The 25,583-nt window shown below is 72.2% G+C and carries 25 protein-coding genes; 7 read left to right on the top strand and 18 right to left on the bottom strand.

Going from position 1 to position 25,583, the window contains the following annotated elements; genetic code table 11:
• Positions 1-3: 3 nt before the first annotated feature.
• A complete protein-coding gene (locus tag ACZ3KJ_RS29640; protein WP_467531443.1) occupies positions 4-1,443 on the bottom strand; it encodes a gamma-aminobutyraldehyde dehydrogenase in 1,440 nt (479 codons plus the stop codon).
• 169 nt (positions 1,444-1,612) lie between these two features.
• Here ACZ3KJ_RS29640 and ACZ3KJ_RS29635 point away from each other — a divergent pair, with 169 nt between their 5' ends.
• From ACZ3KJ_RS29635 to ACZ3KJ_RS29610, 6 genes are all read left to right on the top strand, one after another.
• Positions 1,613-2,128: an Lrp/AsnC family transcriptional regulator gene (locus ACZ3KJ_RS29635; RefSeq protein ID WP_389520219.1), complete on the top strand. Its 516-nt coding sequence runs from the start codon at positions 1,613-1,615 to the stop codon at positions 2,126-2,128.
• A gap of 19 nt (positions 2,129-2,147) precedes the next feature.
• Positions 2,148-3,512 (top strand): aspartate aminotransferase family protein, encoded by a 1,365-nt coding sequence (locus ACZ3KJ_RS29630; RefSeq protein ID WP_401691750.1) that lies wholly within the window; start codon positions 2,148-2,150, stop codon positions 3,510-3,512.
• Between the two features lie 232 nt (positions 3,513-3,744).
• Positions 3,745-4,488 carry an ABC transporter ATP-binding protein gene (locus ACZ3KJ_RS29625; protein ID WP_389520223.1) on the top strand — a complete coding sequence of 248 codons (744 nt, stop codon included), beginning with the start codon at positions 3,745-3,747 and terminating at the stop codon, positions 4,486-4,488.
• A complete protein-coding gene (locus tag ACZ3KJ_RS29620) occupies positions 4,470-5,972 on the top strand; it encodes a hypothetical protein (protein ID WP_467531441.1) in 1,503 nt (500 codons plus the stop codon). The genes ACZ3KJ_RS29625 and ACZ3KJ_RS29620 overlap by 19 nt, the downstream gene beginning before the upstream one ends.
• Positions 5,973-6,132: 160 nt before the next feature.
• Positions 6,133-6,552: a VOC family protein gene (locus tag ACZ3KJ_RS29615; protein ID WP_389520226.1), complete on the top strand. Its 420-nt coding sequence runs from the start codon at positions 6,133-6,135 to the stop codon at positions 6,550-6,552.
• A 247-nt stretch (positions 6,553-6,799) separates the two neighbouring features.
• Complete coding sequence (locus ACZ3KJ_RS29610) at positions 6,800-7,519, top strand: LAETG motif-containing sortase-dependent surface protein (RefSeq protein WP_467531439.1); 720 nt, start codon at positions 6,800-6,802, stop codon at positions 7,517-7,519.
• Positions 7,520-7,598: 79 nt separating this feature from the next.
• On the opposite strand, the gene ACZ3KJ_RS29605 is transcribed toward ACZ3KJ_RS29610, so the two are convergent.
• The 9 genes from ACZ3KJ_RS29605 to rpsB form a co-directional block, all read right to left on the bottom strand.
• The gene (locus ACZ3KJ_RS29605; RefSeq protein ID WP_467531437.1) at positions 7,599-8,621 is read right to left on the bottom strand and encodes an ABC transporter ATP-binding protein; all 1,023 of its coding nucleotides are present in this window, start codon (positions 8,619-8,621) and stop codon (positions 7,599-7,601) included.
• The gene (locus tag ACZ3KJ_RS29600; protein WP_467531511.1) at positions 8,622-10,223 is read right to left on the bottom strand and encodes an ABC transporter permease; all 1,602 of its coding nucleotides are present in this window, start codon (positions 10,221-10,223) and stop codon (positions 8,622-8,624) included. It abuts the gene before it with no gap.
• Between the two features lie 62 nt (positions 10,224-10,285).
• The gene (locus tag ACZ3KJ_RS29595) at positions 10,286-11,362 is read right to left on the bottom strand and encodes a thiamine ABC transporter substrate-binding protein (protein WP_467531435.1); all 1,077 of its coding nucleotides are present in this window, start codon (positions 11,360-11,362) and stop codon (positions 10,286-10,288) included.
• A 236-nt stretch (positions 11,363-11,598) separates the two neighbouring features.
• Positions 11,599-12,705, bottom strand: coding sequence for a dual-specificity RNA methyltransferase RlmN (gene rlmN, locus ACZ3KJ_RS29590; RefSeq protein ID WP_467531433.1), 1,107 nt, complete (start codon positions 12,703-12,705; stop codon positions 11,599-11,601).
• A gap of 134 nt (positions 12,706-12,839) precedes the next feature.
• On the bottom strand, positions 12,840-14,129 hold the full coding sequence (locus ACZ3KJ_RS29585) for a phosphatidate cytidylyltransferase (RefSeq protein WP_467531432.1): 1,290 nt from the start codon (positions 14,127-14,129) through the stop codon (positions 12,840-12,842).
• On the bottom strand, positions 14,129-14,686 hold the full coding sequence (frr, locus tag ACZ3KJ_RS29580) for a ribosome recycling factor (RefSeq protein WP_389520238.1): 558 nt from the start codon (positions 14,684-14,686) through the stop codon (positions 14,129-14,131). Before frr ends, ACZ3KJ_RS29585 begins: the two co-directional genes overlap by 1 nt.
• Before the next feature lie 195 nt (positions 14,687-14,881).
• Entirely contained in the window at positions 14,882-15,640 is a 759-nt protein-coding gene (gene pyrH / locus ACZ3KJ_RS29575) for a UMP kinase (protein WP_389520240.1), read from the bottom strand.
• 189 nt (positions 15,641-15,829) lie between these two features.
• Positions 15,830-16,666 carry a translation elongation factor Ts gene (gene tsf, locus ACZ3KJ_RS29570; protein WP_467531430.1) on the bottom strand — a complete coding sequence of 279 codons (837 nt, stop codon included), beginning with the start codon at positions 16,664-16,666 and terminating at the stop codon, positions 15,830-15,832.
• A 156-nt stretch (positions 16,667-16,822) separates the two neighbouring features.
• Positions 16,823-17,698 carry a 30S ribosomal protein S2 gene (rpsB, locus tag ACZ3KJ_RS29565; RefSeq protein ID WP_467531428.1) on the bottom strand — a complete coding sequence of 292 codons (876 nt, stop codon included), beginning with the start codon at positions 17,696-17,698 and terminating at the stop codon, positions 16,823-16,825.
• Between the two features lie 279 nt (positions 17,699-17,977).
• Between rpsB and ACZ3KJ_RS29560 the strand changes: the two genes are divergently transcribed.
• Positions 17,978-18,544: a murein hydrolase activator EnvC family protein gene (locus ACZ3KJ_RS29560; RefSeq protein ID WP_467531426.1), complete on the top strand. Its 567-nt coding sequence runs from the start codon at positions 17,978-17,980 to the stop codon at positions 18,542-18,544.
• 153 nt (positions 18,545-18,697) lie between these two features.
• Here the strand turns inward: ACZ3KJ_RS29560 and ACZ3KJ_RS29555 are convergent, their stop codons facing one another.
• The 8 genes from ACZ3KJ_RS29555 to lepB form a co-directional block, all read right to left on the bottom strand.
• Positions 18,698-19,255, bottom strand: a complete 558-nt coding sequence (locus ACZ3KJ_RS29555; protein ID WP_467531509.1) for a TetR/AcrR family transcriptional regulator — start codon at positions 19,253-19,255, stop codon at positions 18,698-18,700.
• 94 nt (positions 19,256-19,349) lie between these two features.
• On the bottom strand, positions 19,350-20,192 hold the full coding sequence (whiG, locus tag ACZ3KJ_RS29550; protein WP_389520245.1) for an RNA polymerase sigma factor WhiG: 843 nt from the start codon (positions 20,190-20,192) through the stop codon (positions 19,350-19,352).
• A 341-nt stretch (positions 20,193-20,533) separates the two neighbouring features.
• The gene (dprA, locus tag ACZ3KJ_RS29545; protein ID WP_467531424.1) at positions 20,534-21,694 is read right to left on the bottom strand and encodes a DNA-processing protein DprA; all 1,161 of its coding nucleotides are present in this window, start codon (positions 21,692-21,694) and stop codon (positions 20,534-20,536) included.
• Positions 21,691-23,310, bottom strand: a complete 1,620-nt coding sequence (locus ACZ3KJ_RS29540; protein WP_467531422.1) for a YifB family Mg chelatase-like AAA ATPase — start codon at positions 23,308-23,310, stop codon at positions 21,691-21,693. Before ACZ3KJ_RS29540 ends, dprA begins: the two co-directional genes overlap by 4 nt.
• Position 23,311: 1 nt before the next feature.
• Complete coding sequence (locus ACZ3KJ_RS29535; RefSeq protein WP_467531420.1) at positions 23,312-23,713, bottom strand: YraN family protein; 402 nt, start codon at positions 23,711-23,713, stop codon at positions 23,312-23,314.
• A 99-nt stretch (positions 23,714-23,812) separates the two neighbouring features.
• Positions 23,813-24,121, bottom strand: coding sequence for a DUF2469 domain-containing protein (locus ACZ3KJ_RS29530; RefSeq protein WP_003965949.1), 309 nt, complete (start codon positions 24,119-24,121; stop codon positions 23,813-23,815).
• Between the two features lie 56 nt (positions 24,122-24,177).
• Positions 24,178-24,702 (bottom strand): NUDIX hydrolase, encoded by a 525-nt coding sequence (locus ACZ3KJ_RS29525; protein ID WP_467531418.1) that lies wholly within the window; start codon positions 24,700-24,702, stop codon positions 24,178-24,180.
• Entirely contained in the window at positions 24,699-25,475 is a 777-nt protein-coding gene (lepB, locus tag ACZ3KJ_RS29520) for a signal peptidase I (RefSeq protein WP_467531416.1), read from the bottom strand. Before lepB ends, ACZ3KJ_RS29525 begins: the two co-directional genes overlap by 4 nt.
• Positions 25,476-25,583 lie beyond the last annotated feature (108 nt).

The following is a 25,583-nucleotide window of genomic DNA, read 5'->3' as shown; positions in this document are numbered from 1 at the left end:
TGGTTACGCGTCCAGCGACGTCATCACGTGCTTGATCCGCGTGTAGTCGTCGAAGCCGTACGCCGAGAGGTCCTTGCCGTAGCCGGACTTCTTGAAGCCGCCGTGGGGCATCTCGGCGACCAGCGGGATGTGGGTGTTGATCCACACGCAGCCGAAGTCGAGCTTCTTGGACATGCGCATCGCGCGGCCGTGGTCCTTGGTCCACACCGAGGAGGCGAGGGCGTACTCGACGCCGTTGGCCCACTCGACCGCCTGGTCCTCGTCGGTGAAGGACTGCACGGTGATGACCGGGCCGAAGACCTCCTTCTGGATGATCTCGTCGTCCTGCTTCAGGCCGGAGACGACGGTCGGGGCGTAGAAGTAGCCCTTGTCGCCGACCCGGTGGCCGCCCGCCTCGACCTTGGCGTGGGCGGGGAGGCGCTCGATGAATCCGGAGACCTGCTGGAGCTGGTTGGGGTTGTTCAGCGGGCCGAACAGCACGTCCTCGTCGTCCGGCTGGCCCGTCTTCGTCTCGGACGCGGCCTTGGCGAGCGCCGCCACGAACTCGTCGTGGACGGCCTCCTGGACGAGGACGCGGGTGGCGGCCGTACAGTCCTGGCCGGCGTTGAAGAAGCCCGCGACGGAGATGTCCTCGACGGCCTTGGCGATGTCGGTGTCGTCGAACACGACGACCGGGGCCTTGCCGCCGAGCTCCAGGTGGACCCGCTTGAGGTCCTTGGACGCCGACTCGGCGACCGACATGCCGGCGCGTACCGAACCGGTGATGGAGGCCATCGCGGGGACGGGGTGCTCGACCATCAGGCGGCCGGTGTCGCGGTCGCCGGTGATGACGTTGAAGACGCCCTTGGGCAGGATCGAGCCGATGATCTCGGCGATCAGGACGGTGGAGGCGGGGGTGGTGTCCGACGGCTTGAGGACCACCGTGTTGCCCGCCGCGATCGCCGGGGCGAACTTCCACACGGCCATCATCATCGGGTAGTTCCACGGCGCGACCTGCGCGCAGACGCCGACCGGCTCACGGCGCACGATCGAGGTCAGCCCCTCCATGTACTCGCCGGCGCTGCGCCCCTCCAGCATCCGGGCCGCGCCCGCGAAGAAGCGGATCTGGTCGACCATCGGAGGGATCTCCTCGGTGCGGGTCAGCCCGACCGGCTTGCCCGTGTTCTCCACCTCCGCGGCGATCAGGTCCTCGGCGCGCTCCTCGAACGCGTCCGCGATCTTCAGCAGGGCCTTCTGACGCTCGGCCGGGGTGGTGTCCCGCCAGCCCGGGAAGGCCGCGGCGGCGGCCCGCATGGCGGCGTCGACGTCCGCCTGCCCGGACAGCGGCGCGGTCGCGTACGCCTCGCCGGTCGCGGGGTTGACCACCTCGGTGGTCCGTCCGTCGACGGCGTCCCGGAACTCACCGTCGATGTAATTGCGCAGACGACGCAGCTCGGTGCTCACTGCCGGCCTCCTGTCAAGGTCGAACTGTCCAATCGCTGAGACACCCACCCTAATCGGCGACGCGACGTTTTCAACACCCCCGGTCGCACAGTTACTGCGAAATCCGCAGGATGCGATCACGTAAACAACGGATTTCATCGCACCGGCCTTGCGGAACCATCGATCCGTCGTGCACAGTGAGGCCGTGGCCAGTCGAAGCGCAGAGCACCGGGACTCCCGCGAGTCCAAGAACGGCACCCCGCACCTGGATGCCGTCAGCCTCGCCATCATCGAGCAGCTCCAGGAGGACGGCCGCCGGCCGTACGCCGCGATCGGCAAGGCCGTCGGCCTGTCCGAGGCGGCCGTGCGCCAGCGCGTCCAGAAGCTGCTCGACCAGGGCGTGATGCAGATCGTCGCCGTCACGGACCCGCTCACCGTGGGCTTCCGCCGGCAGGCGATGGTCGGGATCAACGTCGAGGGCGACGTGGAGTCCATAGCGGACGCGCTCACCGACATGCCGGAGGTCGAGTACGTGGTGATGACCGCGGGCTCGTTCGACGTCCTCGCCGAGATCGTCTGCGAGGACGACGACCACCTGCTGGACGTCATCAACAAACGCATCCGTGCCCTGCCCGGCGTGCGCTCCACCGAGAGCTTCGTCTACCTGAAGCTGAAGAAGCAGACCTACATGTGGGGAACCCGATAACCGTGAGGACCCGATAACCGTGAGCACCAAGGACCTCAGCCGCAGCGCGTACGACCACCTGTGGATGCACTTCACCCGCATGTCGTCGTACGAGAACTCCCCGGTCCCCACCATCGTCCGGGGCGAGGGCACCTACATATACGACGACAAGGGCAAGCGCTACCTCGACGGTCTCGCCGGCCTGTTCGTGGTCCAGGCCGGCCACGGCCGCACGGAACTGGCGGAGACGGCCTTCAAGCAGGCCCAGGAGCTGGCGTTCTTCCCGGTCTGGTCCTACGCCCACCCCAAGGCCGTGGAGCTGGCGGAGCGCCTCGCGCACCACGCCCCGGGCGACCTGAACAAGGTCTTCTTCACCACCGGCGGCGGTGAGGCGGTCGAGACCGCCTGGAAGCTCGCCAAGCAGTACTTCAAGCTGGTCGGCAAGCCCACCAAGTACAAGGTCATCTCCCGCGCGGTCGCCTACCACGGCACCCCGCAGGGCGCCCTGTCCATCACCGGCCTGCCGGGGCTGAAGGCCCCCTTCGAGCCGCTGGTCCCGGGCGCGCACAAGGTCCCGAACACCAACATCTACCGCGCCCCGATCCACGGCGACGACCCCGAGGCCTTCGGCCGCTGGGCCGCCGACCAGATCGAGCAGCAGATCCTCTTCGAGGGCCCGGACACGGTCGCCGCGGTCTTCCTGGAGCCGGTGCAGAACGCCGGCGGCTGCTTCCCGCCCCCGCCCGGCTACTTCCAGCGGGTCCGCGAGATCTGCGACCAGTACGACGTGCTGCTCGTGTCGGACGAGGTCATCTGCGCCTTCGGCCGCCTCGGCACGATGTTCGCCTGCGACAAGTTCGACTACGTGCCGGACATGATCACCTGCGCCAAGGGCATGACCTCGGGCTACTCCCCGATCGGCGCCTGCATCGTCTCCGACCGCCTGGCCGAGCCGTTCTACAAGGGCGACAACACCTTCCTGCACGGCTACACCTTCGGCGGCCACCCGGTCTCCGCGGCCGTGGGCCTCGCCAACCTCGACCTGTTCGAGCGCGAGAACCTCACCCAGCACGTCCTGGACAACGAGGGCGCCTTCCTGTCCACGCTCCAGAAGCTGCACGACCTGCCGATCGTCGGCGACGTCCGCGGCAACGGCTTCTTCTACGGCATCGAGCTGGTCAAGGACAAGGCGACGAAGGAGTCCTTCAACGACGAGGAGACCGAGCGCGTCCTGTACGGCTTCCTGTCCAAGGCCCTCTTCGACAACGGCCTGTACTGCCGTGCGGACGACAGGGGTGACCCGGTCGTCCAGCTCGCCCCGCCGCTGATCTCCGACCAGAAGACGTTCGACGAGATCGAGCAGATCCTGCGCGCGACCCTGACGGAGGCGTGGACGAAGCTGTGACCTCCGGGCGGACCCGCCTCCCCGCGGTCCGCCCCACGGTCCGCTTCCCGCAGTGACCGACACCGGCCCCGGCGCCGCCCGTTCGAGTGAGAAACGGGCGCCCGGGGCCGTGTGCTGTCCGGATGCCCGTCATGAGCTGCCTAGCGTGCCAGTGACCGATCGGCCCTGCCTTCGTTCCCCCGGACGGGGGAAAGCGCACGGGAACCACAGATCTGAACCGAGGTGTACGCCCATGGAGGCCCCGCCGGACAACGACGTGCTGTGGGCACGGTCCCTGCACTTCACGCACCACGACGGCTCCCCCGCCCTGGGCGGGGTCTCGCTCGGTGTGCGGGAGGGCGAGATCCTCGCCGTGACCGGCCCGCGCGGCAGCGGCAAGACGACCCTGCTGCACTGCCTGTCCGGCCTCGCGCCCGCCCAGCGCGGCGAGGTCTGGTTCAACAGCGTCCCCGTGCACACGATGGGCCCGATGGCCCGGGAACGGCTGCGCCGCGACCGCTTCTCCTGGATCGACCCGGCCCCCGTGCTCGTCCCCGAACTCACCGTCTGGGAGAACACGGCCCTCCCCCTGATGCTGCGCGGCACCAGCCGCCGCCGCGCCAAGGCCTCCGCCCTGGAGTGGCTGGACCGTCTCGACGTGGGCGAGCGGGCCGGCCGCCGGCCGCACGAGCTGACCCAGGCCGAACGCCAGCGCGTCTGCATCACCCGCGCCCTGGCCCCCGCCCCCTCGGTCCTCTTCGCCGACGAGCCGACCGCCCCCCTGCACCGCGCGGACCGCTCCCACGTCCTGCGCACCCTGACGACGGCGGCCCGCTCGCACGGCATCACCGTCGTCCTGGCCACCCACGACGCGGAGACGGCGGCCCTCGCCGACCGCACGGTGTCCCTCCTGGACGGCCGGCGGGTGAACACGGTCCACCTGCCGCCCGTCACCGCCGAGACGGAAGGCCGGGCGGCGTGCTCGCTCTCCGCCTGACCCGCAGCGCCCACCCCGCCGTCCAACTGCGCCGCCTGCTGGTGGCGACGGCCTCGGCGGGCACGGGCTTCCTCCTGCTGTGCACCCTCGGCAACGCCCTCGTCCACCCCGGTACCCCGGCCGCCTCCACCCTCCGGCTGGCCTGGTGCGTGGTCCCCGTCGCGGCGACGGTCCAGCTCGCCCTGGCGGTGGCCCGCACGGACCCCGGCACCCGCCCCCGCCCCGGGCTGGCGGCCGCCGGCCTCGGTCCCGCCCGGCTGATGGCCGTCTCCGCGACGACGACCGCCCTGTCCACCACCGTCGGCTCCCTGCTGGCCCTGCTGGTCTTCCTCCACCTCCGCGGCGACCTCACCGGCATGCCCTTCGACCGGGCGGCCGCGGGCTTCCTGGCCGCGGGGGTCCCCCTCCCGCTCCCGGCGGCCCTGACCCTGCTGGCCCTGGTCCCGGCGACGGCCTCCTCGGCGGTGGCGTGGTCCCTGCGCCCCCGGGACGCCCGGCCGGCGAACCCCCGGGGCGCGGTGCGGGCGCTGCGGCGGTTCGCGACGGGCGCGCGCACGCCCGGCGAGACGTTCGGAGCCTACGGACGGTTCCGGGCGCGGGCGACGGTCCGCCCCGCCGCCGACGGCCGGCCGTCCCGCCCGGCCACCCCCGCCGCCACGGTCACCACGGGCGGCCGCGCCACCGCCGTGACGGCGATCCCCCCGCTCCGGCTGAACCGGACACCGGCGAGGACGGACGGCACGACGGGCGGCCCGCACGACGGTCCCCCGGCGCCGGACGGCACGGCCGCCGCCCCGCCGGCTCCGGACGGGGCCACCCCCGCCCCGGCCGCAGCCGACGCCCCGGCCGACGCGCCCGGTCAGGTCCCCGAGCCCCCGGCTCCGCACCCCACCGCCCTGCCCTGGGGCGCGGCCCTCCTCGCCACCGGCCTCGCCGTGGAGGCCTACGCCACCCAGACCACGGACGGCACCCGCCTCGCCCTCCCCGGCGGCCCCACCGGTCCCGCCGCGGTCCTCGTGGGCTGGGCCCTCACCGCCGTCGGCCTCGCCCTCGCGGGCCCCGGCCTCACCCACCTCTGCGGCCGGCTGCTGCAAGCCGTCCGCCCCGGCGCCCTGCGCCTGCTGGCCGGCCGCGGCCTGATGCAGGAGGCCTCCCGCATCGGCCGCCCGCTGGGCATCGTCAGCGCGGTGGCCTCGGGCGCGTACGCCCTGGCCGCCCTGGACCACCCGGCCGACCCGGCCGCCGGACCGCTCACCACCCTCGGCGCGCTCCTGGTCGCCGGCTGCGCCCTCGCCACCCTGCTCACCGCGGCCGTGGAGGCACGTCAGGCGCGCGCCGAGACCACCGCGGCCCTGCTCCGCCTCGGCGCCCCGACGACGGTGCTGCGCAGCGCGGCCGCCCTGCGCGCCGGCGCGCTCGCCGTGCTCTTCGTCCCGCTCACCCTGCTCGTGGCCGCGCTCGCGTCCCTCCCCCTGGACCGCTGAGCCCTCCCGCCGGGAACGCGCGAAAAAAGAGCTCCGGACTCCGATGAGTTCCGCGCGGCCCGCCGGTCAACTTCCACGAACAGCACGCACACCCCGCACGAGCCGCACGCGGGCCCCGCACGGGCCGCGCTCGGACCGCACGCACCGATGGGAGAGACCGATGACCGCCTCCGCCTACCAGCAGATGATCTTCGTCAACCTGCCCGTGGACGACCTCGAGGCCTCGAAGAAGTTCTTCACCGGGCTCGGCTACTCGATCAACCCCCAGTTCAGCGACGAGAACGCGGCCTCCGTGGTGATCAGCGACACGATCGTCGCGATGCTGCTCACCAAGCCGTTCTACGCGACGTTCACCAAGAAGGAGATCGCGGACGCCACGAGGACCAGCGAGGTCCTGGTCGCGCTGAGCGCCGAGAGCCGCGAGAAGGTCGACGAACTGGTCGACCGCGCGCTGGCGTCGGGCGGCACGCCCAGCGGCGACACCCAGGACCACGGCTTCATGTACGGCCGTTCCTTCGACGACCTGGACGGCCACACCTGGGAGGTCGTCTGGATGGACCCGGCGTCGATCGAGGGCTGACCGGCCGCCGGGACGGCGGGCACGGGACCGTAGGCGAGGGGAACGAGGGGGAAGGGAACCGGAGGCGCTGAAACGTATCGCCGGTTAATAAGCGGGCAAAGCCGGGAGTGCCGAACCATCAGCACGTTGACAGTGCTTATGGAACGCTTATAGACCTGTGAGCCTCCCGGGGATGTCGTCGCCCGCCCTGTCAGGGGCGTCAACTCCCCGGCCACCCCCCTCAGTTGCGCATCACGTAAGGACAAACGTGTCCCCATCCCGCCGTACCGCCGCCCGTCCGGTGCGCATGCTCGGTGTCGCCGCCGCGGCGGCCGCCCTCGTCCTCGGGGCGTCCGCCTCCGCGTCGGCCTGCGACATCGCGGACTTCTCCGCCGCGGCCTCCTGCGACGGCGCCGAGGGCGTCATCACGGTCATCGACAAGGACCCGACGGCGACCCCCGCCGTCGTCACCGTCTACCTCCAGAACAACAACGCCGACCTGAGGCAGGTCGGCGAGCAGGAGGTCACCGGCTCGGCCGCGGGCGTCACCGTCACCTTCCCCGAGGACTGGCAGCCGAACGCCGAGTACCGGATCCACGTGACGGCCGGCGACGACGTCAACGCGGACATCACGCCGAACCTGAAGACCCCGGCCAAGGCCTGCACGGCCGACGACACCGCCACCACCCCGACGCCCTCGCCGTCGCCGTCGGACTCCTCCCCCGCCCCGGACGAGTCCGCGTCCGGGGCCGCCACGCCGGCCCCGTCGTCCCCGGCGGCCTCGGCCTCGGCCTCCGGGAGCGAGAGCACCGCGGCCGCGGACTCCGGCGCGAGCAACGCCCCCTCGCCCGCCGTCGGCGAGTCCCACCTCGCCGAGACCGGCGCCGACTCCCACACCGGGCTGATCGTCGGCCTCGCCGTCGTCCTGGTCGCCGTGGGCGGCGGCGCGGTCTTCCTCGGCATGCGCCGCCGGGGCACGAGCCGCTGACCCCGCACGGCCCGCCTCCTCCGGAAACCCCGGCGGAGGCGGGCCGTCGGCGTCCGCGGCCTTCGGAGACCGGCCCGGGTCAGTCGAGCACGACGACGTCGGCCGGGTCGAACACCACGCCCACCACGTCCCCGACCTCCGGCGCCAGCCGCAGCGCGCACGCGGCCTCCAGGCGCGGCGCGTCCTCCGGCTGGAGGTGGACGGCGACATGCGTGCCCTTGAAGGTGCGGGCGGCGACCGTGCAGCGCAGGCCCTCGCCCGCGTCGGCCAGCCGCACCCCGGCCGGCCGGACGAGCAGGGTGCGCGTCCCCTGCGGGGAGCCGGCCGGCACCGGCACCTTGCCCCACGGGGTGACCGCGGCCTCCCCGGCGACGCCCGCCTCCACCACGTTGTCGAAGCCGAGGAAGCGGGCGACGAACGCGTCCGCCGGCCGCTGCCACACCTCCAGCGGCGTACCGGACTGGGCGATGTGTCCTTCCCGCATCACCACGACCCGGTCGGCCAGCGCGAACGCCTCGCCCTGGTCGTGGGTGACCGCCAGCACGGTGGTGCCCAACCGGCCGAACAGCTCCCGCAGTTCGACGACCAGCCGCTCCCGCAGCGACCGGTCGAGCTGCCCGAGCGGCTCGTCCAGCATCAGCAGCCGGGGCCGGGGCGCGAGCGCCCGGGCCAGCGCGACCCGCTGCTGCTCACCGCCGGAGAGCGCGGCGACGGCCCGGCGGGCGTCCCCCGGCAGCCCCACGAGATCGAGCAGCTCCGCCACCCGCTCCCGCTGCTGCCGCCCGGGGACGCCGTGCATCCGCAGCCCGAAGGCCACGTTGCCGCCCACGTCCCGCTGCGGGAAGAGCTGGTGGTCCTGGAACATCAGCCCGAGCTCCCGCCGGTGCGCGGGCACGCCCGCCTGGTCGCGCCCGTCGAGCAGCACCCGCCCGGCGTCCAGGGGCTGGAGCCCGGCCACCGCCCGCAGCAGGGTCGACTTGCCGCTGCCGCTCGGCCCCAGCACACACACCACCTCGTGCTCGGCGACGGCGAGGTCGACGGCGTCCAGCACCGGCCGCCCGCCGCCGAACCGCACGGTCGCACCCTCGAGCCGCAGCAGCATCTAGAACTCCCCCGTCCGGTCGGTCCGCAGCCGCTCCAGCACCAGCAGGGCCACCGCGCACACCAGCATCAGAATCGTCGAAAGGGCCATCGCCTGGCCGTAGTTGAGCTCGCCGGCCCGGCCCAGCAGCCGCGCCACGGCGACCGGCAGCGTCGGGGCGTCGGGCCGCGCGATGAACACCGTCGCCCCGAACTCCCCGAGCGACACCGCGAAGGCGAACCCGGCCGCGACGAGCAGCGCCCGCCGCACCATCGGCAGGTCCACCTCCCGCCACACCCGCCACGGCGACGCCCCCAGCACCGCCGCCGCCTCCCGCAGCCGTCCGTCCACCGCGCGCAGCACCGGCAGCATGGTCCGTACGACGAAGGGGACGCCGACCAGCGCCTGGGCCAGCGGCACCAGGATCCAGGTGCCGCGCAGGTCCAGCGGGGGCTCGTCCAGCGCGATCAGGAACCCGAAGCCGACGGTCACCGCGGAGACGCCGAGCGGCAGCATCAGCAGCGCGTCGAACCCGCGGACGAGGCGTCCGGCGTCCCGGCGGGTCAGCGCGGCGGCCGCCAGAGCACCGATCACCACGGCGATCGCGGTGGCGGCGAGCGCGTACTGGAGGGAGTTGCCGATCGCGTCGATCGGCGGGACGAGGAAGACATGGCCGTCGTCGCCGGTCAGCGCCCGGTAGTAGGCGAAGTCCGGCGCGTCCAGCGAGCGCTGGACCAGGACCGCCAGCGGCAGCAGGATCAGCACGGCGACGGTGGCCAGGACGCCGGCCAGCAGCGTCCACTGCCCGGCCCCGCGGGGCCGCCGCGCCGTCAGGGAGGCGTCCACCAGCCGCAGCGCGCTCTCCCGCCGCCGTACCGTCCAGGCGTGCACGGCGAGGACCGCGCCGACGGCGGTGAACTGGACGATCGTGAGGACGGCCGCCGTGGACAGGTCGAACAGCTCCGACGTCTGCCGGTAGATCTCGACCTCCAGGGTCGAGAAGGCGGGCCCGCCGAGGATCTGCACCACGCCGAAGGAGGTGAAGGTGAACAGGAACACCATGAGCGCGGCCGCGGCCACGGCGGGCGCGAGGGCCGGCAGGGTCACCCGGCGCCACGCCCGCCACGGCGACGCACCCAGCATCCGCGCCGCCTCCTCCTGCCGCGGGTCGAGCTGCGCCCACAGCCCGCCCACCGTCCGCACCACGACCGCGTAGTTGAAGAAGACGTGCGCGGCCAGGATCGCCCACACCGTGGTGTCCAGCCGTACGCCCCACAGCTCGTCGAGGAGTCCGCCGCGCCCGACGAGCGCCAGGAAGGCCGTCCCGACGACGACCGTCGGCAGCACGAACGGGACGGTGACGACGGCCCGCAGGACCTGCTTGCCGGGGAAGGAGAGGCGGGCGAAGACGTAGGCGGCGGGCAGGGCGACCAGCAGGGTGAGCGCGGTGGAGGCGAGCGCCTGCCAGGTGGTGAACCACAGCACGTGCCGGATGCCGGGGTCCCCGAGCACGTCGAGCAGGCGCCCGGCGTGCCACGTCCCGTCGGAGCCGAGCCCGCGCGCGACGATGGCGGCGACGGGGTAGGCGAAGAAGACCCCGAAGAACGCGACGGGCAGGGCCATCAGCCCGAGCCGCGCCGCGCTCCCGGAACGGCCCGTGCGGGCCGCCGCGCCACCCGCCTTCGTCACTTCAGTACGAGTGAGGTCCACGACGTGACCCACTGGTCGCGGTGGGCGGCGATGTCCGCCGGGGCCATGGTCTCGGGGTCCTCGGCGGCGGGCCCGTACGCGGTGAACTCGGCGGGCACGGCCGCGCCCTTCAGCACCGGGTAGACGAACATGTTGAGCGGCATGTCCTCCTGGAAGCGCTTCGAGATCAGGAAGTCGATCAGCGCCTTGCCGCCCGCGCTGTTCTTCGCGTTGCTCAGCAGCCCCGCGAACTCGACCTGCCGGAAGCAGGTGCCGGTCGCGACACCGGTCGGGGCGGTGGTCGGCTTGGGGTCCGCGTAGATCACCTCGGCGGGCGGCGAGGAGGCGTAGGAGACGACGAGCGGCCGGTCGCCGCCGGCCTTCTTCCCGCCGGCCGAGCCGGAGAACTCCTCGTTGTAGGCCTGCTCCCAGCCGTCGACCACCTTCACGCCGTTGGCCTTCAGCTTCTTCCAGTAGGCCTGCCAGTCGTCGCCCCCGTACCTGGCCGCTGTGCCGAGGAGGAAGCCGAGGCCGGGCGAGGAGGTGGAGGCGTTCTCGGTGACGAGGAGGTTCTTGTAGGCGGGCTTCGTCAGGTCGTCGAAGGAGGTGGGCGGGGCCAGCTTGTGGTCGGCGAAGTACTCCTTGTCGTAGTTGACGCAGATGTCGCCGTAGTCGACGGGCGTGACCCGGTGCTTGTCGCCGTCGAGCCGGTAGGCGGCGTCGACCTGGTCGAGCCCCTTCGCCTCGTACGACTGGAAGAGGCCGTTGTCGAGGGCGCGGGACAGGAGCGTGTTGTCGACGCCGAAGAAGACGTCGCCCTGCGGGTTGTCCTTGGTGAGGACGGCCTTGTTCACGGCCTGCCCGGCGTCGCCGTCGGTGAGGACCTTCACCTGGTAGCCGGACTGCTTCTCGAACTCCGCGAGCACGTCCTTGGAGACGGCCCACGAGTCGTGGCTGATCAGGGTGACGGTGGTGGAGCCGGAGCCGGACGCGGAATCGTCCGACGATCCGCACGCCGACAGCGTGACGAGGCCGAGGCCGACGGCCGCGGCGACGAACGTCCTGGTGTGCACTGGTTTTCCTCCTGGGGTTGACCAGGAAGAGACGCGGCCCCGCCCGGCGGACCCGGGCGGGGCACAACAGCTTGAGCGGTGACCGAACTTCCTACCCAGAATGACCTGGGCGAGGTTCAGAGGGTCTGCGGCCTGGTGCCGCACTCTCAGCGCTGTGGCGCTCCCCTGTCGGAATATGAAGATGTCGTCAGATCTACAGATGTCGGATGATGTGAAGATGTCGTACGGCGCTCAGACTACCGCTCGGTGGCCGCGAGCTGACCGCAGGCCCCGTCAATCTCCTGGCCCCGGGTGTCCCGGACGGTCACCGGCACCCCGTGCGCGGCGATGGCCTCGACGAACGCCTTCTCGTCCTCGGGCCGGGACGCGGTCCACTTCGAGCCCGGGGTCGGGTTGAGGGGGATCAGGTTGACGTGCACCGGTCGGCCCTTGAGGAGGCGTCCGAGGCGGTCGCCGCGCCAGGCCTGGTCGTTGATGTCACGGATCAGGGCGTACTCGATGGACAGCCGCCGGCCGGACTTCTCGGCGTACTCGAACCCGGCGTCGAGCACCTCGCGCACCTTCCACCGGGTGTTCACCGGGACGAGGGTGTCGCGCAGCTCGTCGTCCGGGGCGTGCAGCGAGATGGCGAGCCGGCACTTGAAGCCCTCGTCGGCGAACCGGTGGATGGCCGGCACCAGCCCGACGGTCGACACGGTGATCCCGCGCTGCGACAGCCCGAGCCCGTCCGGGGTGGGGTCGGTCAGGGCGCGGACGGCGCCGACGACCCGCTTGTAGTTGGCGAGGGGCTCGCCCATGCCCATGAAGACGATGTTGGACAGCCGGGCCGGCCCGCCGGGGACCTCCCCGTCCCGCAGGGCCCGCATCCCGTCGACGATCTGGTGCACGATCTCGGCGGTCGACAGGTTCCGGTCGAGCCCGGCCTGCCCGGTCGCGCAGAACGGGCAGTTCATCCCGCACCCCGCCTGCGAGCTGATGCACATGGTCACCCGGTCCGGGTAGCGCATCAGCACCGACTCCACGAGCGTGCCGTCGAAGAGCCGCCACAGCGTCTTGCGGGTGGTGCCCTGGTCGGTCGACAGATGCCGCACGACCGTCATCAGCTCCGGCAGCAGCGCCTCGCGCAGCTTCTCGCGGGCCCCCGCGGGGATGTCGGTCCACTCCGCCGGGTCGTGCGCGTACCGCGCGAAGTAGTGCTGCGACAACTGCTTCGCCCGGAACGGCTTCTCCCCGATCCCCGCCACCGCCTCCTTCCGCTCGGCGGGTGAGAGGTCGGCGAGGTGCCGCGGCGGCTTCTTGGCTCCGCGGGGGGCGACGAAAGTGAGTTCTCCGGGCTTAGGCATGGCCTTACCAGTGTCGCAGATCGACTCGGGTGCCCCGGCTCGCCGTCATGGCGCCCCGCCAGGGGCCGTGACGGCGGCGAGCCCCCGTCCGCCGGGGACGGGGGCTCGCTCGACGCGGGTGGGGGTGAGTCCCGTCAGGACGATCCCACGAAGAGCACCAGCAGCAGCCACACCACCGGAGCCGTGGGCAGCAGGGAGTCGAGACGGTCCATGATGCCGCCGTGGCCCGGCAGCAGGGTGCCCATGTCCTTGATGCCGAGGTCCCGCTTGATCATCGACTCGCCGAGGTCGCCGAGCGTGGCGCTGGCGGCGACCGCGAGGCCGAGCAGCAGGCCCTGCCACCAGGTGCCGCCGTCGATGAGGAACTGCATGCACAGCGCGCCCGCGACCATCGCGAACGACACCGCGCCGAGCAGGCCCTCGCGGGTCTTGCCGGGGCTGATGCGCGGGGCGAGCTTGTGCCTGCCGAAGCGCCAGCCGACGGCGTACGCGCCGGTGTCGCTGACCACCGTCAGGAGCAGGAACGTCAGCACGCGCTGCGCCCCGTCCTCGGCCGTGAGCATCATGGCGACGAAGGTGGCCAGGAACGGGACGTAGAAGGCCGCGAAGAGACCGGCCGTGACGTCCTTGAGGTAGCCCTCCGGCGGTTCCGTCATCCGCCAGACGAGGACCGCCAGAGCGGTCAGGGCCATGGCAAGCCAGGCGCCCTCGGCCCCCCGGACGTACCCGGCGACGACCATCGCCGCACCGCCGAGCGCCAGCGGCACCAGGGGCGCCTTGATGCCCTTGCGCTCCTGGAGCCGGCTGGTGAGCTCCCACAGGCCCACCACGACGGCGATCGTTATGACGCCGATGAAGACGGCCTTCACCACGAACAGCGAGGCGACGATCACCGCGCCGAGTCCGACGCCCACCCCTATCGCCGCACCGAGGTCCCGGCCCGCGCTCTTCTTCTGCGGGGCGGGCGCCGGCTGCGGGGCGTCGGGCATGGGATCCGGATTCTGCGGCACCGCCGCAGGGGGCAGCGCCGACGGGGTCTCGTCGTGGAACGGCTCGTTGCGGAACGTCTCCTCGCGGAACCCCCCGCCGGGGGGCATCCCGCCGGGGAACGTCCCGCCCGGGGGCGGCGTCCCCCCGCGGTACGGCTCGCCGTGAGTCGCCTCACCGGGAGCCGGACCGCCGCGGAACGTCTCGTCCCGGAACAGGGGGCCACCCCTCCGAGCGGCCCCCCGGTCGTCATCCTGGTGTCCGTCGTCGGCGGGGACGTCGGGGACGATGGGCATGGGGCGAGTCTGCTGCGCCTCAGGCGCATCGTACGCGGGACCCGCCGGGGAAGCCCCCTGGACAGGCCCCTGGTGAGTGGGCCCCCAGTACCCGGTCGGTGAACCGGCGTGCGGCGGAGCGCCCCAGGAAGAGTCGTTCATCAGACCTCGAGCAGCTCCGATTCCTTGTGCTTGAGGAGCTCGTCCACCTGGGCGACGTACTTCGCGGTGGTGTCGTCGAGCTCCTTCTCCGCACGGCGGCCCTCGTCCTCGCCGACCTCGCCGTCCTTGACGAGCTTGTCGATCGCGTCCTTGGCCTTGCGGCGGACGGAGCGGATGGACACCTTGGCGTCCTCGCCCTTGCCCTTGGCGACCTTGATGTAGTCGCGGCGGCGCTCCTCGGTGAGCTCGGGGAACACCACTCGGATGATGTTGCCGTCGTTGCTCGGGTTGACGCCCAGGTCGGAGTCGCGGATCGCCTGCTCGATGTTGCGCAGCGCGCTCTTGTCGAACGGGGTCACGACCGCCATGCGCGGCTCCGGCACGGAGAACGAAGCCAGCTGGTTGATCGGCGTCGGCGCGCCGTAGTAGTCGGCCACGATCTTGTTGAACATCGCCGGGTGCGCACGGCCGGTGCGGATCGCGGCGAAGTCCTCCTTGGCGACCACGACGGCCTTCTCCATCTTCTCCTCGGCCTCGAGGAGGGTCTCTTCGATCACCACTTGCTCCTGCGTGTCTTGAGTAGGCCCGGCTGCGGTTCCCTGTCGGTGGCGGCGGCCGGCTGCGTCGCGTCTTCTTCCTGCACGGTTCCCGACCGGCAGGACATTGTCCATCCCCCGACCAGGCTCCGTCCCCCGGTCGGATGTTGTCGTACGAACCGGGGCCCTCGACCGTGGGACCGGGGGGTCCTGCGGTCAGGCCCGGCTGACTTCGTCACCCACCAGCGTGCCGATCTTCTCACCCTTGACGGCCCGCGCGATATTGCCCTCGGCGAGAAGCTCGAAGACGACGATGGGGAGCTTGTTGTCGCGGCACAGCGTGACCGCGGTGGCGTCGGCGACCTTCAGCTCGCGGGTGATGACCTCGCCGTAACCGAGGGCGTCGAACTTGACCGCCTCCGGGTTGGTCTTCGGGTCGGAGTCGTAGACGCCGTCCACGCCGTTCTTGCCCATCAGCAGCGCCTCGGCGTCGATCTCCAGGGCGCGCTGCGCGGCGGTGGTGTCGGTGGAGAAGTACGGCATGCCCATGCCCGCGCCGAAGATGACCACGCGGCCCTTCTCCAGGTGGCGCACGGCCCGCAGCGGGATGTACGGCTCGGCGACCTGGCCCATCGTGATGGCGGTCTGGACCCGGCTGTCGATGCCCTCCTTCTCCAGGAAGTCCTGGAGGGCGAGGCAGTTCATCACGGTGCCGAGCATGCCCATGTAGTCCGAGCGGGCCCGGTCCATGCCGCGCACCTGGAGTTCGGCGCCGCGGAAGAAGTTGCCGCCGCCGATGACGACCGCGATCTGCGCGCCGTCGCGCACGACCGCCGCGATCTCGCGGGCGATCTTGTGCACCACGTCGGGATCCACTCCCAGGCCGCCACCGCCGGAGAATGCCTCTCCGGACAGCTTCAGCAGGAACCGGCCGCGTACCTTGCCGTCGTCGCTCTTCTGGGCCTTGGTGGTCATGGGAGATCCCGCCTCTTTCACGTGGTGCACATACGAAGAAGGCCATTGCCGGTGGGGTGTCGTTCGCAACCCGTGCGCGGCAATGGCCTCCTCGTCAGATCTGCTGTCGTCCGTCACACGTCCCGTGACGACGTACGCGGACGACTGCTGCCGACCCTATAGGGGCCGGGCGTCCGTCGCGGTACGGACTCAGATGCCGACCTTGATGCGCGCGAAGCGCTTCAGGCTGACACCGGCCTCGTCCAGGACCTTCTGGACCGACTTCTTGTTGTCGAGCGCGTACGGCTGGCCGAGCAGCGTGGCGTCCTTGAAGAAACCGTTGAGGCGACCCTCGACGATCTTGGCGATCGCGGCCTCGGGCTTGCCCTCGGCGCGGGTGGTCTCCTCGGCGATGCGGCGCTCGGACTCGACGACCTCGGCCGGCACGTCCTCCTTGGAGAGGTACTTCGGCGCGAAGGCGGCGATGTGCTGGGCGACGCCCTTGGCGACCTCGGCGTTCGGCTTGTCCAGCTCGACGAGGACACCGATCTGCGGGGGCAGGTCGGGCATCGTGCGGTGCATGTACGCGATCACGTAGCCGTCGGTGAACTGCGCGAAGCGGTCCAGGACGATCTTCTCGCCGAGGTTGGCGTTGGCCTCGTCCACGAACGCCTGGACGGTCTTGCCGGCCTCGATCTCGGAGGCGAGCAGGGCCTCGATGTCGGCCGGAGAGGTCTTGGCGACGTGCTCGGCGATCGCGGTGGCGACGCTCTGGAACTTCTCGCCCTTGGCGACGAAGTCCGTCTCGCACTTCAGCTCCACCAGGACACCGGAGGAGTTGTCGTCGGCGATGATCGAGACCACGGCGCCGTTCTCGGCGGAGCGGCCCTCGCGCTTGGCGACGCCCTTCTGGCCCTTGATGCGGAGCGCCTCGACGGCCTTGTCGACCTGGCCGTCGGCCTCGTCCAGCGCCTTCTTGCAGTCCATCATGCCGGCGCCGGTGAGCTCACGGAGCTTCTTGACGTCGGCGGCGGTGTAGTTCGCCATGAGTCTGTGAATCTTTCTCGAAGTCTGGAAGATCGGAGATCTGCACGGTCTGCGATCTACATGGAGATGTAGATCTCCGACTCTGCGCTGACCTACGGGTGAACGGCGGGAGCGGATCTCATGTCACCACTCCCGCCGTCGACGCTGACGGGACGGTCAGGCCTGCTCGCCCTCGGCGGCCGGAGCCTCCGCGGCCGGGGCCTCGGCGGCCGGGGCCTCAGCGGCGGGCGCCTCGGCGGCCGGAGCCTCGTCGGCCTTCTTCTCACCCTCGAGCAGGTCGCGCTCCCACTCGGCGAGCGGCTCGCCCGCGGCCTTCTCACCCTTGTCGCCGGTGGCGACGCCGGAGCGGGCGATGAGGCCCTCGGCGACGGCGTCGGCGATCACACGGGTGAGCAGGGTGACGGAGCGGATCGCGTCGTCGTTGCCCGGGATCTTGTAGTCGACCTCGTCGGGGTCGCAGTTGGTGTCGAGGATGGCGACGACCGGGATGTTGAGCTTCCGGGCCTCACCGACCGCGATGTGCTCCTTCTTGGTGTCCACGATCCAGACGGCGCTCGGGACCTTGGACATCTCGCGGATACCGCCGAGGGTCTTCTCCAGCTTGGCCTTCTCGCGGGAGAGGACCAGGAGCTCCTTCTTCGTCAGACCGGACGCGGCGACGTCCTCGAAGTCGATGAGCTCGAGCTCCTTGAGGCGCTGCAGACGCTTGTAGACGGTCGAGAAGTTGGTGAGCATGCCGCCCAGCCAGCGCTGGTTGACGTAGGGCATGCCGACGCGGGTGGCCTGCTCGGCGATGGCCTCCTGCGCCTGCTTCTTCGTACCGACGAACATGACCGTGCCGCCGTGGGCGACGGTCTCCTTGACGAACTCGTAGGCGCGGTCGATGTACGACAGCGACTGGAGCAGGTCGATGATGTAGATGCCGTTGCGCTCGGTGAAGATGAAGCGCTTCATCTTCGGGTTCCAGCGACGGGTCTGGTGACCGAAGTGGACGCCGCTCTCCAGCAGCTCCCGCATCGTGACGACGGCCATGGCCGTTCTCCTTGGGTTTCTCGGTTGTGCCGCGAGAGCCGGACGGCTCCCGCGCCTGACGCCCGCGGTGCGCCGAGCCACGAAGGACCGAGGGGCGCGGGTACCGGCGGACCGAGCGTGTCGGCCCTGGTACCGGGGCGTGCGAAGTCGACCCGGTGACCCGGATCGCCAGAAGAAGTGTACGGGACCCGGGGGGCGCCGGGTGACGCCGCCGTCCACAAGCGGAGGGTTGTCCACAGGTTCCGGCCGTGATCGGCCGCATCACGACACCCTTTCCCCATGCACCCGAAGCGCTGTACGGCCCTGCTGCTGGGGCTCCTGATCACCGTGACGGCCCCCGTGGCGTGGGCGAATCCGCCCCCGCCGCCGCGCGCCGCCCCTCCCCCGCCGGCCCCGGCCCCGCCCATCGGCCGGTCCTGGCCGGTGGGCGCGCGCCCGACGGTGGTACGCGGCTGGGAACCCCCGGCGACGGCGTACACCCGCGGCCACCGGGGCGTGGACCTCACCACGACACCCGGCGCACCGGTGCGCGCGGCGGCGACCGGCCGCGTGTCGTACGCGGGCCGGGTCGCGGGACGGGGCGTGGTGTCCGTGGAACTGACGGGCACGGACCTGCGCACCACGTACGAGCCGGTACGGGCGTCCGTCACCAGGGGCGACGACGTGGCGGCCGGCGAGGTCATCGGCACCGTGGAACCCACCGGCTCACACTGCACGACGCCGTGCCTGCACTGGGGACTGCTGAGGGGCCGGACCTACCTCAACCCGCTCACACTGCTGCCGCCAGAGCTGCTGAGAAAGGGCCCGCCGCGGCTGCTGCCGGTGCTGGGGGTACCGCTTCCGTAGGGGGCGGGCATGGCTGGCGGTTCGGGTGCGGGGCTTTGGGGGGTGGGATGGGAGGAGGGGGTGGGGGGAGGGGAGGGGGGAGGGGGCCCGTGGGCGGGGACAGGGTGCGGTGGCCCCACCGCAAGGGCGTCCCCGCCACCCTGCCCGGCCGTCTCAGCCGGCGACCCCCCGCAGCACCATCGCGACCGCCGCGTCGGTGATCACCGCGGGATCTTCCGCGGCTCCCAGCTCGATCCGGCGCACGGCCGCGTCCACGATGCCCTGGAGCAGCATCGCCGCCAGCCGGGGCTCCGCGTGCCCCATGTCGCCCAGTGCCTCGACGATCATCGCGACGAGTCCGCCGTGGGCGGCGCGGATCTTCTCCCGCGCCCCCGCGTCCAGCTCGCTCGCCGAGATCGCCACGACGGCCCGGTGCCGCCGGTCGCCGACCAGGGCCAGCTGCCGCCGTACGTACGCCTCGACCTTGGCCGCCGGCGTGTCGGCCGCGGCCATCGCCGCCTCGACCTCCGCCGCCCACACGGGGAAGTCGACCTCGCACAGTTCCTCGACCACGGCGGCGCGGGACCGGAAGTACTCGTACACGGACGAACGGGCGAGCCCCGTCCGCTCGGCTAGGGCGGGGAAGGTCAGCGCCTCCGTCCCGCCCTCGGACAGCAGCGAGCGGGCCGCGTCCAGCAGGGCGGCTCGCTGCATCGACCGGTGCTCGGCCACGGAGGCCGCTCGAATCCTTGGCACGTCGACCACTTTACGGACGCCGCACCGCCGACGGGAGTGACTCCGCTCCCACTTCCGTCGTCCGGCCAGGTCAACGACCGAAGCTCGCCAGTTTCGCGCGCAGCTGGAGCACCGATTTGGTGTGGATCTGGCTGACCCGGCTCTCGGTCACCCCCAGTACGTTGCCGATCTCGGCGAGGGTCAGCCCTTCGTAGTAGTAGAGCGTGACCACCGTCTTCTCGCGGTCGGGCAGCGTGTTGATCGCCCGTGCCAGGAATCTGCGCAGCTCCCGGTCCTCGGCCACCTCCACGGGGTTGTCCGCGGCGGTGTCCTCCAGCGTGTCCATGACGCTGAGACCGTCCCCGCTCTCGCCCCCGACGTGCAGCAGCTCCTCGAGCGCCACCACGTTGGCCAGCGACAGCTGGCTGAACACCGTGTGCAGTTCATCGACCGCGATGCCCATCTCGGCGGCGACCTCGCACTCCGTCGGCGTCCGCCGCAGCCGCGCCTCCAGCGTCGCGTACGCCCGCTCCACGTTGCGGGCCTTCTGCCGTACGGACCTCGGGATCCAGTCCAGCGCGCGCAGCTCGTCGATCATCGCGCCCCGGATCCGGGTGATCGCGTACGTCTCGAACTTGATCTCCCGGTCGATGTCGAACTTCTCGATCGCGTCGATCAGCCCGAACACCCCGGACGACACGAAGTCCGCCTGCTCCACGTTGGGCGGCAGGCCCACGCTGACCCGGCCGGCGACGTACTTCACCAGGGGCGAGTAGTGCAGGATCAGCTGCTCCCGCAGCCGGTCGTCCCCCGTCGCCTTGTACGAGCGCCACAGCTCCTCGAGCGTCGAGGGAGCGGGCGGCCGCGCGCTGCCACCGTCGCGGGCGGCTGGGGGGATCGCCGCCCGGTCGGACCCGGAGGTGTGCTGGGGCATTCGTCGCCTTGTGCCGTTCTGCCGTGACGTACGGGGGGTCGGAGGGGTACGGGGTGAGCTGTCGTCGTTGCTCCGTCTGCTGCCGTCTGGTGCCGGGTGGTGCCGAGTGGTGCCGTCCTGCGGGAAGTGGGCGGTGGGTGCCGTTCTGTACCGGAATCCTTGTGAGCGTAGCGTGACTGGAGTGTCGCGGTGCGCGAAGAACCGGGTCGGACCTGTCCGCGGAGGCGTCCCCGGGGGCGGCGGGCCGGGGCGGGACGGTCGCCGCGGCTCACGGCCGGGACGCGTCAACTGCGGTCGTTTGCAAGGGGTTCGGCGTTCCCCCGGACGGCCGAACCCGTCGGTCAACACGGGTGTCGCCCTCCTCGGACGGAGAGCATCGCCTGGCGTGTCAACTTCCAGCCGTCGCCATGTCGTTCGACGTAGCCGAGTGCCCTGAGTTCGTACAGTTTCGCGATCGCGTCGTCCGGGGTGGTCCAGGCCTCGCGGGCGATCTCGTCGGCCGTCGCGGCCCGGTGGCCGGGGAGGGCGGCGAGGATCCGCCGGGCGCCGGCGTGCAGGAGGTCGCGCGGCAGCACCGGCCCGCGCCGCTCCGGCGCCAGTTCGCCCATGTCGCCGACCAGCTCGACGACCTCCGCGGCGTCGGTGACCAGCACCGCTTCCTGCCGCAGGAGCTCGTGCACCCCCGCGGACAGGGCGCTGGTGGCGGGTCCGGGCACTCCCATGGTGTGCCGGCCGAGCCGCAGGGCCGCCCGTGCGGTGACCAGCGAGCCGCTGCGGTGGGCGGCCTCGACCACCACCGTGCCGCGGGTGAGCGCGGCGATCACCCGGTTGCGCTGGACGAACCTGCTCGGTGTCGGGTGGTCGCCCGGTGGCAGTTCTCCCACGACCAGCCCCTGTGCCGCGATCCTGCCGATCAGTTCCGTGTGGCCGCGCGGGTAGGGCCGGTCGACCCCGCAGGCGAGGACGGCCACGGTGGCGCCGCCCGCGCCGAGGGCGCCCCGGTGGGCGGCGCCGTCGACGCCGTACGCGCCGCCGGAGACCACCACCCAGCCGCGTTCGGCGAGACCGGCGGCGAGGGTGACCGCCATGTGGGCGCCGTATGCGGTGCAGGCGCGGGCGCCGACGACCGCGACCGAGCGCAGCGCCCACATCCGCAGGCTGGGCCCGCCGCGGACCCACAGGCCCAGGGGACGGGCGTCGCCGAGGTCGTCCAGGGGGCTGGGCCACTCGACGTCCCCCGGGCACACGAACCGGACGCCGGCGTCCCGGGCGACGGCCAGGTCGCGCTCCGGTTCGGCCCGCGCGGCCCGCGCGAGGAGTCCGGCCCACTTGCGCGCCGTGACGCCGGGCAGGGGTTCTCCGCCGTCCCGGAGCCGCCGGGCCACCTCGGCGGGTCCGCGCTCGCGCACCCACCGCCCGCCGGCCTCGTCACCGGGCTCGACGACCCGGGCCAGGTAGACCCGGGCGAGCCGCTCCTCGTCCGGGTCGCCGGCACCGGTCACGTCGGGGCCCCCAGCGCCATCGGCACCCCGCGCGGCACGCCCGTGCGCAGTTGCAGCGCCAGGGCGACGTCCGAGGCGTCGGGGCGGTCATGGCCGACGAGGTCGGCGACGGTCCAGGCGACGCGCAGGACCCGGTCCAGGCCGCGGGCGGTGAGCACGCCGCGTTCCAGGTTCCGTTCCGCCTCGTCCATCGCCCCGGCCGCGGGGCGGAACCGGCTGCGCAGCTCCCGTCCGGGCACGTCGCCGTTGGTCCGCCAGGGGGTGTCGGCGAGCCGGGTCGTCGCACGCTGCCGGGCGGCTCGCACCCGGTCGGCGACGGTCGCCGTGGATTCGCCCCCGGGACCTCGGTGGGCGAGTTCCGCCCTGCCGACCGGGTCGACCTCGACGCGCAGGTCGACCCGGTCGAGCAGCGGCCCGGAGAGCCGGGCCTGGTAGCGGCGGACCGCTGAGGGCGGGCACTCGCACAGGGTGTCCCGCTGGGAGAAGCGACCGCACGGGCAGGGGTTGGCCGCGAGCACCATGAGGAACCGTGCGGGGAACCGCACCACGCCGGCGCTGCGCGCGATCACGACGTGTCCCGCCTCCAGGGGCTGGCGCAGGGCGTCGAGGGCCCGGCTGCTGAACTCCGGGGTCTCGTCCAGGAAGAGCACCCCTCGGTGCGCCATGGAGACGGCGCCCGGGCGGGCGATGTTCGCGCCGCCCCCGACGAGTGCCTGCATGGTGGCGGAGTGGTGCGGGGCGCAGTAGGGGGGAACGTCGATGAGGGGCTTGCCGGGTGGCAGGAGTCCTGCCACCGAGTGGACGGCCGTGACCTCCAGGGACTCCTCCCGGGTGAGCCGGGGCAGCACGGCGGGGAGGCGTTCGGCGAGCATCGTCTTGCCCGCGCCCGGGGGGCCTTCGAGGAACAGGTGGTGTCCGCCGGCCGCGGCGACCTCCACGGCCGTCCGCGCCGAGCGCTGGCCGACGACGTCGGCGAGGTCGAGGCTGTGGTCGTGCCCGCCCGCGCCGAGCATGCCGGTGGCCGCTGCCGTGCCGGGCATTCGCAGGCCGGCCAGGAGCGGGTCCGGCCGGTCCGGGTCGTCCCGTTCCTCGTCCGGTACGGGCTCGTCGGCCAGGACGGCGATCAGCTGCCGCAGACTGCGTACCCCGAGCACGGAGACCCCCGGCACCAGCGATGCCTCGGCGGCGGCGCACTCCGGCACGACCACCTGCGCGTAGCCGGCCTCGGCGGCGGCCAGTACGGCGGGCAGCACGCCCCGCACCGGCCGTACGCGTCCGTCGAGCCCCAGTTCCCCGATCATCACGATGTCGGCGAGCACGCGGGGGTCGATCCGCTCGCTCGCGCCGAGCACGGCGCTGGCGATGGCGAGGTCGAATCCGCTGCCGCCCTTCGGCACCGAGGCGGGGCTGAGGCCGACGGTGAGTTTCTTCTGCGGCCACTCGGCTCCCGAGTTCACCACCGCCGCCCGCACCCGGTCCCGGCTCTCGGTCAGGCTCTTGTCGGGCAGCCCTACCAGGGTGAAGGCCGCCACTCCGGGCTCCAGGTCCGCCTGGACCTCGACCACGACCCCCTCGACGCCCACCAGTGCGACCGAGCACGTCCGTGCGAACCCCATCTCAGGCCACCCCCCGCGCGTGCTCGACGACGGGGGCTCCGCGGGTCGGCAGGACGACGCCGACCAGGTCGATGCGGACGCCGCCCGGCGGTGCTCCCCCGTGTGCCTGGATCCAGCGTTCGGCGAGGCCGCGCAGGCGCCGGGCCTTGGTGGGTGTCAGGGCCGCCATGGGGTGCTGGAAGCCGCCGTCCCTGCGGGTCTTGACCTCGCAGACGACCAGGACGTCGCCGTCCCGGGCGACGATGTCGATCTCTCCGGTCCTGCCGCAGCGCCAGTTGCGCTCCAGGACCGTCATCCCGGCCTCGGCCAGCCGTCGGGCGGCCAGTTCCTCGCCGTACCTGCCGAGCGCTCCTCGCGCCAGATCCGTGCTCATGTGGGCACCACCTCCGGTGCCCACGTTCACGCGTCCGCGGCGAAGAGATGGATCTTGGTGCGCAACTCGGCGTCTGTGGAAAACCCTGTCACCCACATGAGTGAGCAGCTACCCGTACGGGGGAGCCCGTCACCCGCCCGGGAGCTCCAGGTCGCTCTTGTTCAGCTCCTCGATGTTCACGTCCTTGAACGTAAGGACGCGTACCTGCTTCACGAACCGGGCCGGCCGGTACATGTCCCACACCCAGGCGTCCGCCATCGATACCTCGAAGAACACCTCGCCCTGGACCGAGTGCACCTGCATCTCGTAGTCGTTGGTCAGGTAGAAACGCCGCTCGGTCTCGATCACGTATTTGAACAGACCGACGACGTCGCGGTACTCCCGGTAGAGCTTCAGCTCCATCTCGGTCTCGTACTTCTCGAGGTCCTCGGCGCTCATGGCATGTTCCCCTTCAGCCGTGCGATCTCCCCATTGTGCGCCCGTCCCGTGAGCCGCTAGACGATTTCCGTGTCGAGGGTTTCGGGGCGGGCCGGGGGACCTTCGTCGAGCAGCCGTTGCAGCAGCTCGGCGAGTCTGGTCGGATACACCGTCTCATGTGTCCGGGCGAGTTCCCGACACGTCCACCAGCGCGCTCCGGCGACGCTGCGCCGCTCCAGCTCGGTCAGGGCGGTGGCCCCGGTCACCGTCACGGCCGTACGGGCCAGGTAGTACCACTCGTCCTGGTCCCAGCGGCGGCCCGCGAACGGGAAGGAGCACCTGCGCCGCCACACCACCGGGCCGAGGTCGACGTCGGTGATGCCCGTCTCCTCGGCGAGTTCCCTCAGCGCGGCCTCTTCACGGGTCTCGTCGCCCTCCACTCCACCGCCGGGCGTGAACCACCAGTCGTCGGCCGGATCGTCCGGCTCGTGGCCGTGCAGCAGCAGGATGCGGTCCTCGGGGTCGAGCAGGACCACCCGGGCGACCCTGCGCAGCCCGCCCTGGTACGAGTCGGTGCTCGCGCGGCTCGTCTCAGCGGTCACCGGCGGACTCCGGAGGACTCCGGCCGGGAACGACGGCTGACGCGCTGGGCGATCGGGCCGTACGCGCCGCCGCCGAGGACGAGGGCCGCGCCGACGACGATCAGCCAGCCGATCGTGCTCAGCGGGCCCGGCCGGGAGAGCGCGCCGAGCGGCTCGAAGCCGGTTGGGCGTTCGAGCATGCCCTCCATGGGCCAGACGACGGCGTCGACGCGGGCCTTGACGGCACCGCGCGCGACCGTGCCGGCGGCCGCGTCCGTGAGGTGGGCGGTGGAGTCCAGTGAGCCCTGGCGCTCGTCGCCGAGCAGGAACAGCCGGCCCTCGGGGACCTCCACGGTGGCGAAGTTCTTGATCTCGGCGGGGCTCCCCTCGGGCAGGTAGGACTCCTCGATCTGCCGGCCGTTGACGGTGAGCTTGCCGTCGGTGCAGCAGGAGACCGTGTCACCGCCGACCGCGACGACGCGCTTGACCACGGGCGCGTCGTCCGCCCAGGTCTTGTCGGTGAAGACCACGACGTCCCCGCGCCGTACCTCGTCGCCGTCCACCACCTGGGCCAGCACCCGGTCCCCGGCGTCGATCGTGGGGGCCATGGAACCGGTGGGCACGGTGTACGGCCGGTAGGTCAGCACGGCCCACCCGAAGCCGGCGAGGAACAGCACGAGGCCCAGCGCGACCGCCGCACCGGACAGACGCTGTCCGGTCCGGCTGCCCACCGGGCCACTGCTGGTGCCGCCGCCGCTGTGCGGGGCCGTACGTGTCGTGCTCTCACCGCCCATGGATCCGCACCCTACCCGGCGGTACCGAGCCGGGTCAGCCGTTCGCCCCCGGCCGTGGTCGCAAGCTTGGGAAAGGGTTTGCCGAGCGGGTACGGCGGGGGCGGGCGA

It is taken from the genome of Streptomyces sp. NPDC003248 (assembly GCF_055563235.1).
This window is presented reverse-complemented; position numbering and strand designations above follow the sequence as displayed.

What these genes read in the sequence shown, in the direction of transcription:
- ACZ3KJ_RS29625 (WP_389520223.1), top strand. Translation starts at nt 3,745, where the DNA reads ATGGAGGCCCCGCCGGACAACGACGTGCTGTGGGCACGGTCCCTGCAC.
- ACZ3KJ_RS29615 (WP_389520226.1), top strand. Translation starts at nt 6,133, where the DNA reads ATGACCGCCTCCGCCTACCAGCAGATGATCTTCGTCAACCTGCCCGTG.
- ACZ3KJ_RS29605 (WP_467531437.1), bottom strand. Translation starts at nt 8,621, where the DNA reads ATGCTGCTGCGGCTCGAGGGTGCGACCGTGCGGTTCGGCGGCGGGCGG.
- ACZ3KJ_RS29600 (WP_467531511.1), bottom strand. Translation starts at nt 10,223, where the DNA reads ATGGCCCTGCCCGTCGCGTTCTTCGGGGTCTTCTTCGCCTACCCCGTC.
- rlmN (WP_467531433.1), bottom strand. Translation starts at nt 12,705, where the DNA reads ATGCCTAAGCCCGGAGAACTCACTTTCGTCGCCCCCCGCGGAGCCAAG.
- ACZ3KJ_RS29585 (WP_467531432.1), bottom strand. Translation starts at nt 14,129, where the DNA reads ATGAACGACTCTTCCTGGGGCGCTCCGCCGCACGCCGGTTCACCGACC.
- pyrH (WP_389520240.1), bottom strand. Translation starts at nt 15,640, where the DNA reads ATGACCACCAAGGCCCAGAAGAGCGACGACGGCAAGGTACGCGGCCGG.
- tsf (WP_467531430.1), bottom strand. Translation starts at nt 16,666, where the DNA reads ATGGCGAACTACACCGCCGCCGACGTCAAGAAGCTCCGTGAGCTCACC.
- rpsB (WP_467531428.1), bottom strand. Translation starts at nt 17,698, where the DNA reads ATGGCCGTCGTCACGATGCGGGAGCTGCTGGAGAGCGGCGTCCACTTC.
- ACZ3KJ_RS29560 (WP_467531426.1), top strand. Translation starts at nt 17,978, where the DNA reads ATGCACCCGAAGCGCTGTACGGCCCTGCTGCTGGGGCTCCTGATCACC.
- whiG (WP_389520245.1), bottom strand. Translation starts at nt 20,192, where the DNA reads ATGCCCCAGCACACCTCCGGGTCCGACCGGGCGGCGATCCCCCCAGCC.
- ACZ3KJ_RS29540 (WP_467531422.1), bottom strand. Translation starts at nt 23,310, where the DNA reads ATGGGGTTCGCACGGACGTGCTCGGTCGCACTGGTGGGCGTCGAGGGG.
- ACZ3KJ_RS29530 (WP_003965949.1), bottom strand. Translation starts at nt 24,121, where the DNA reads ATGAGCGCCGAGGACCTCGAGAAGTACGAGACCGAGATGGAGCTGAAG.
- lepB (WP_467531416.1), bottom strand. Translation starts at nt 25,475, where the DNA reads ATGGGCGGTGAGAGCACGACACGTACGGCCCCGCACAGCGGCGGCGGC.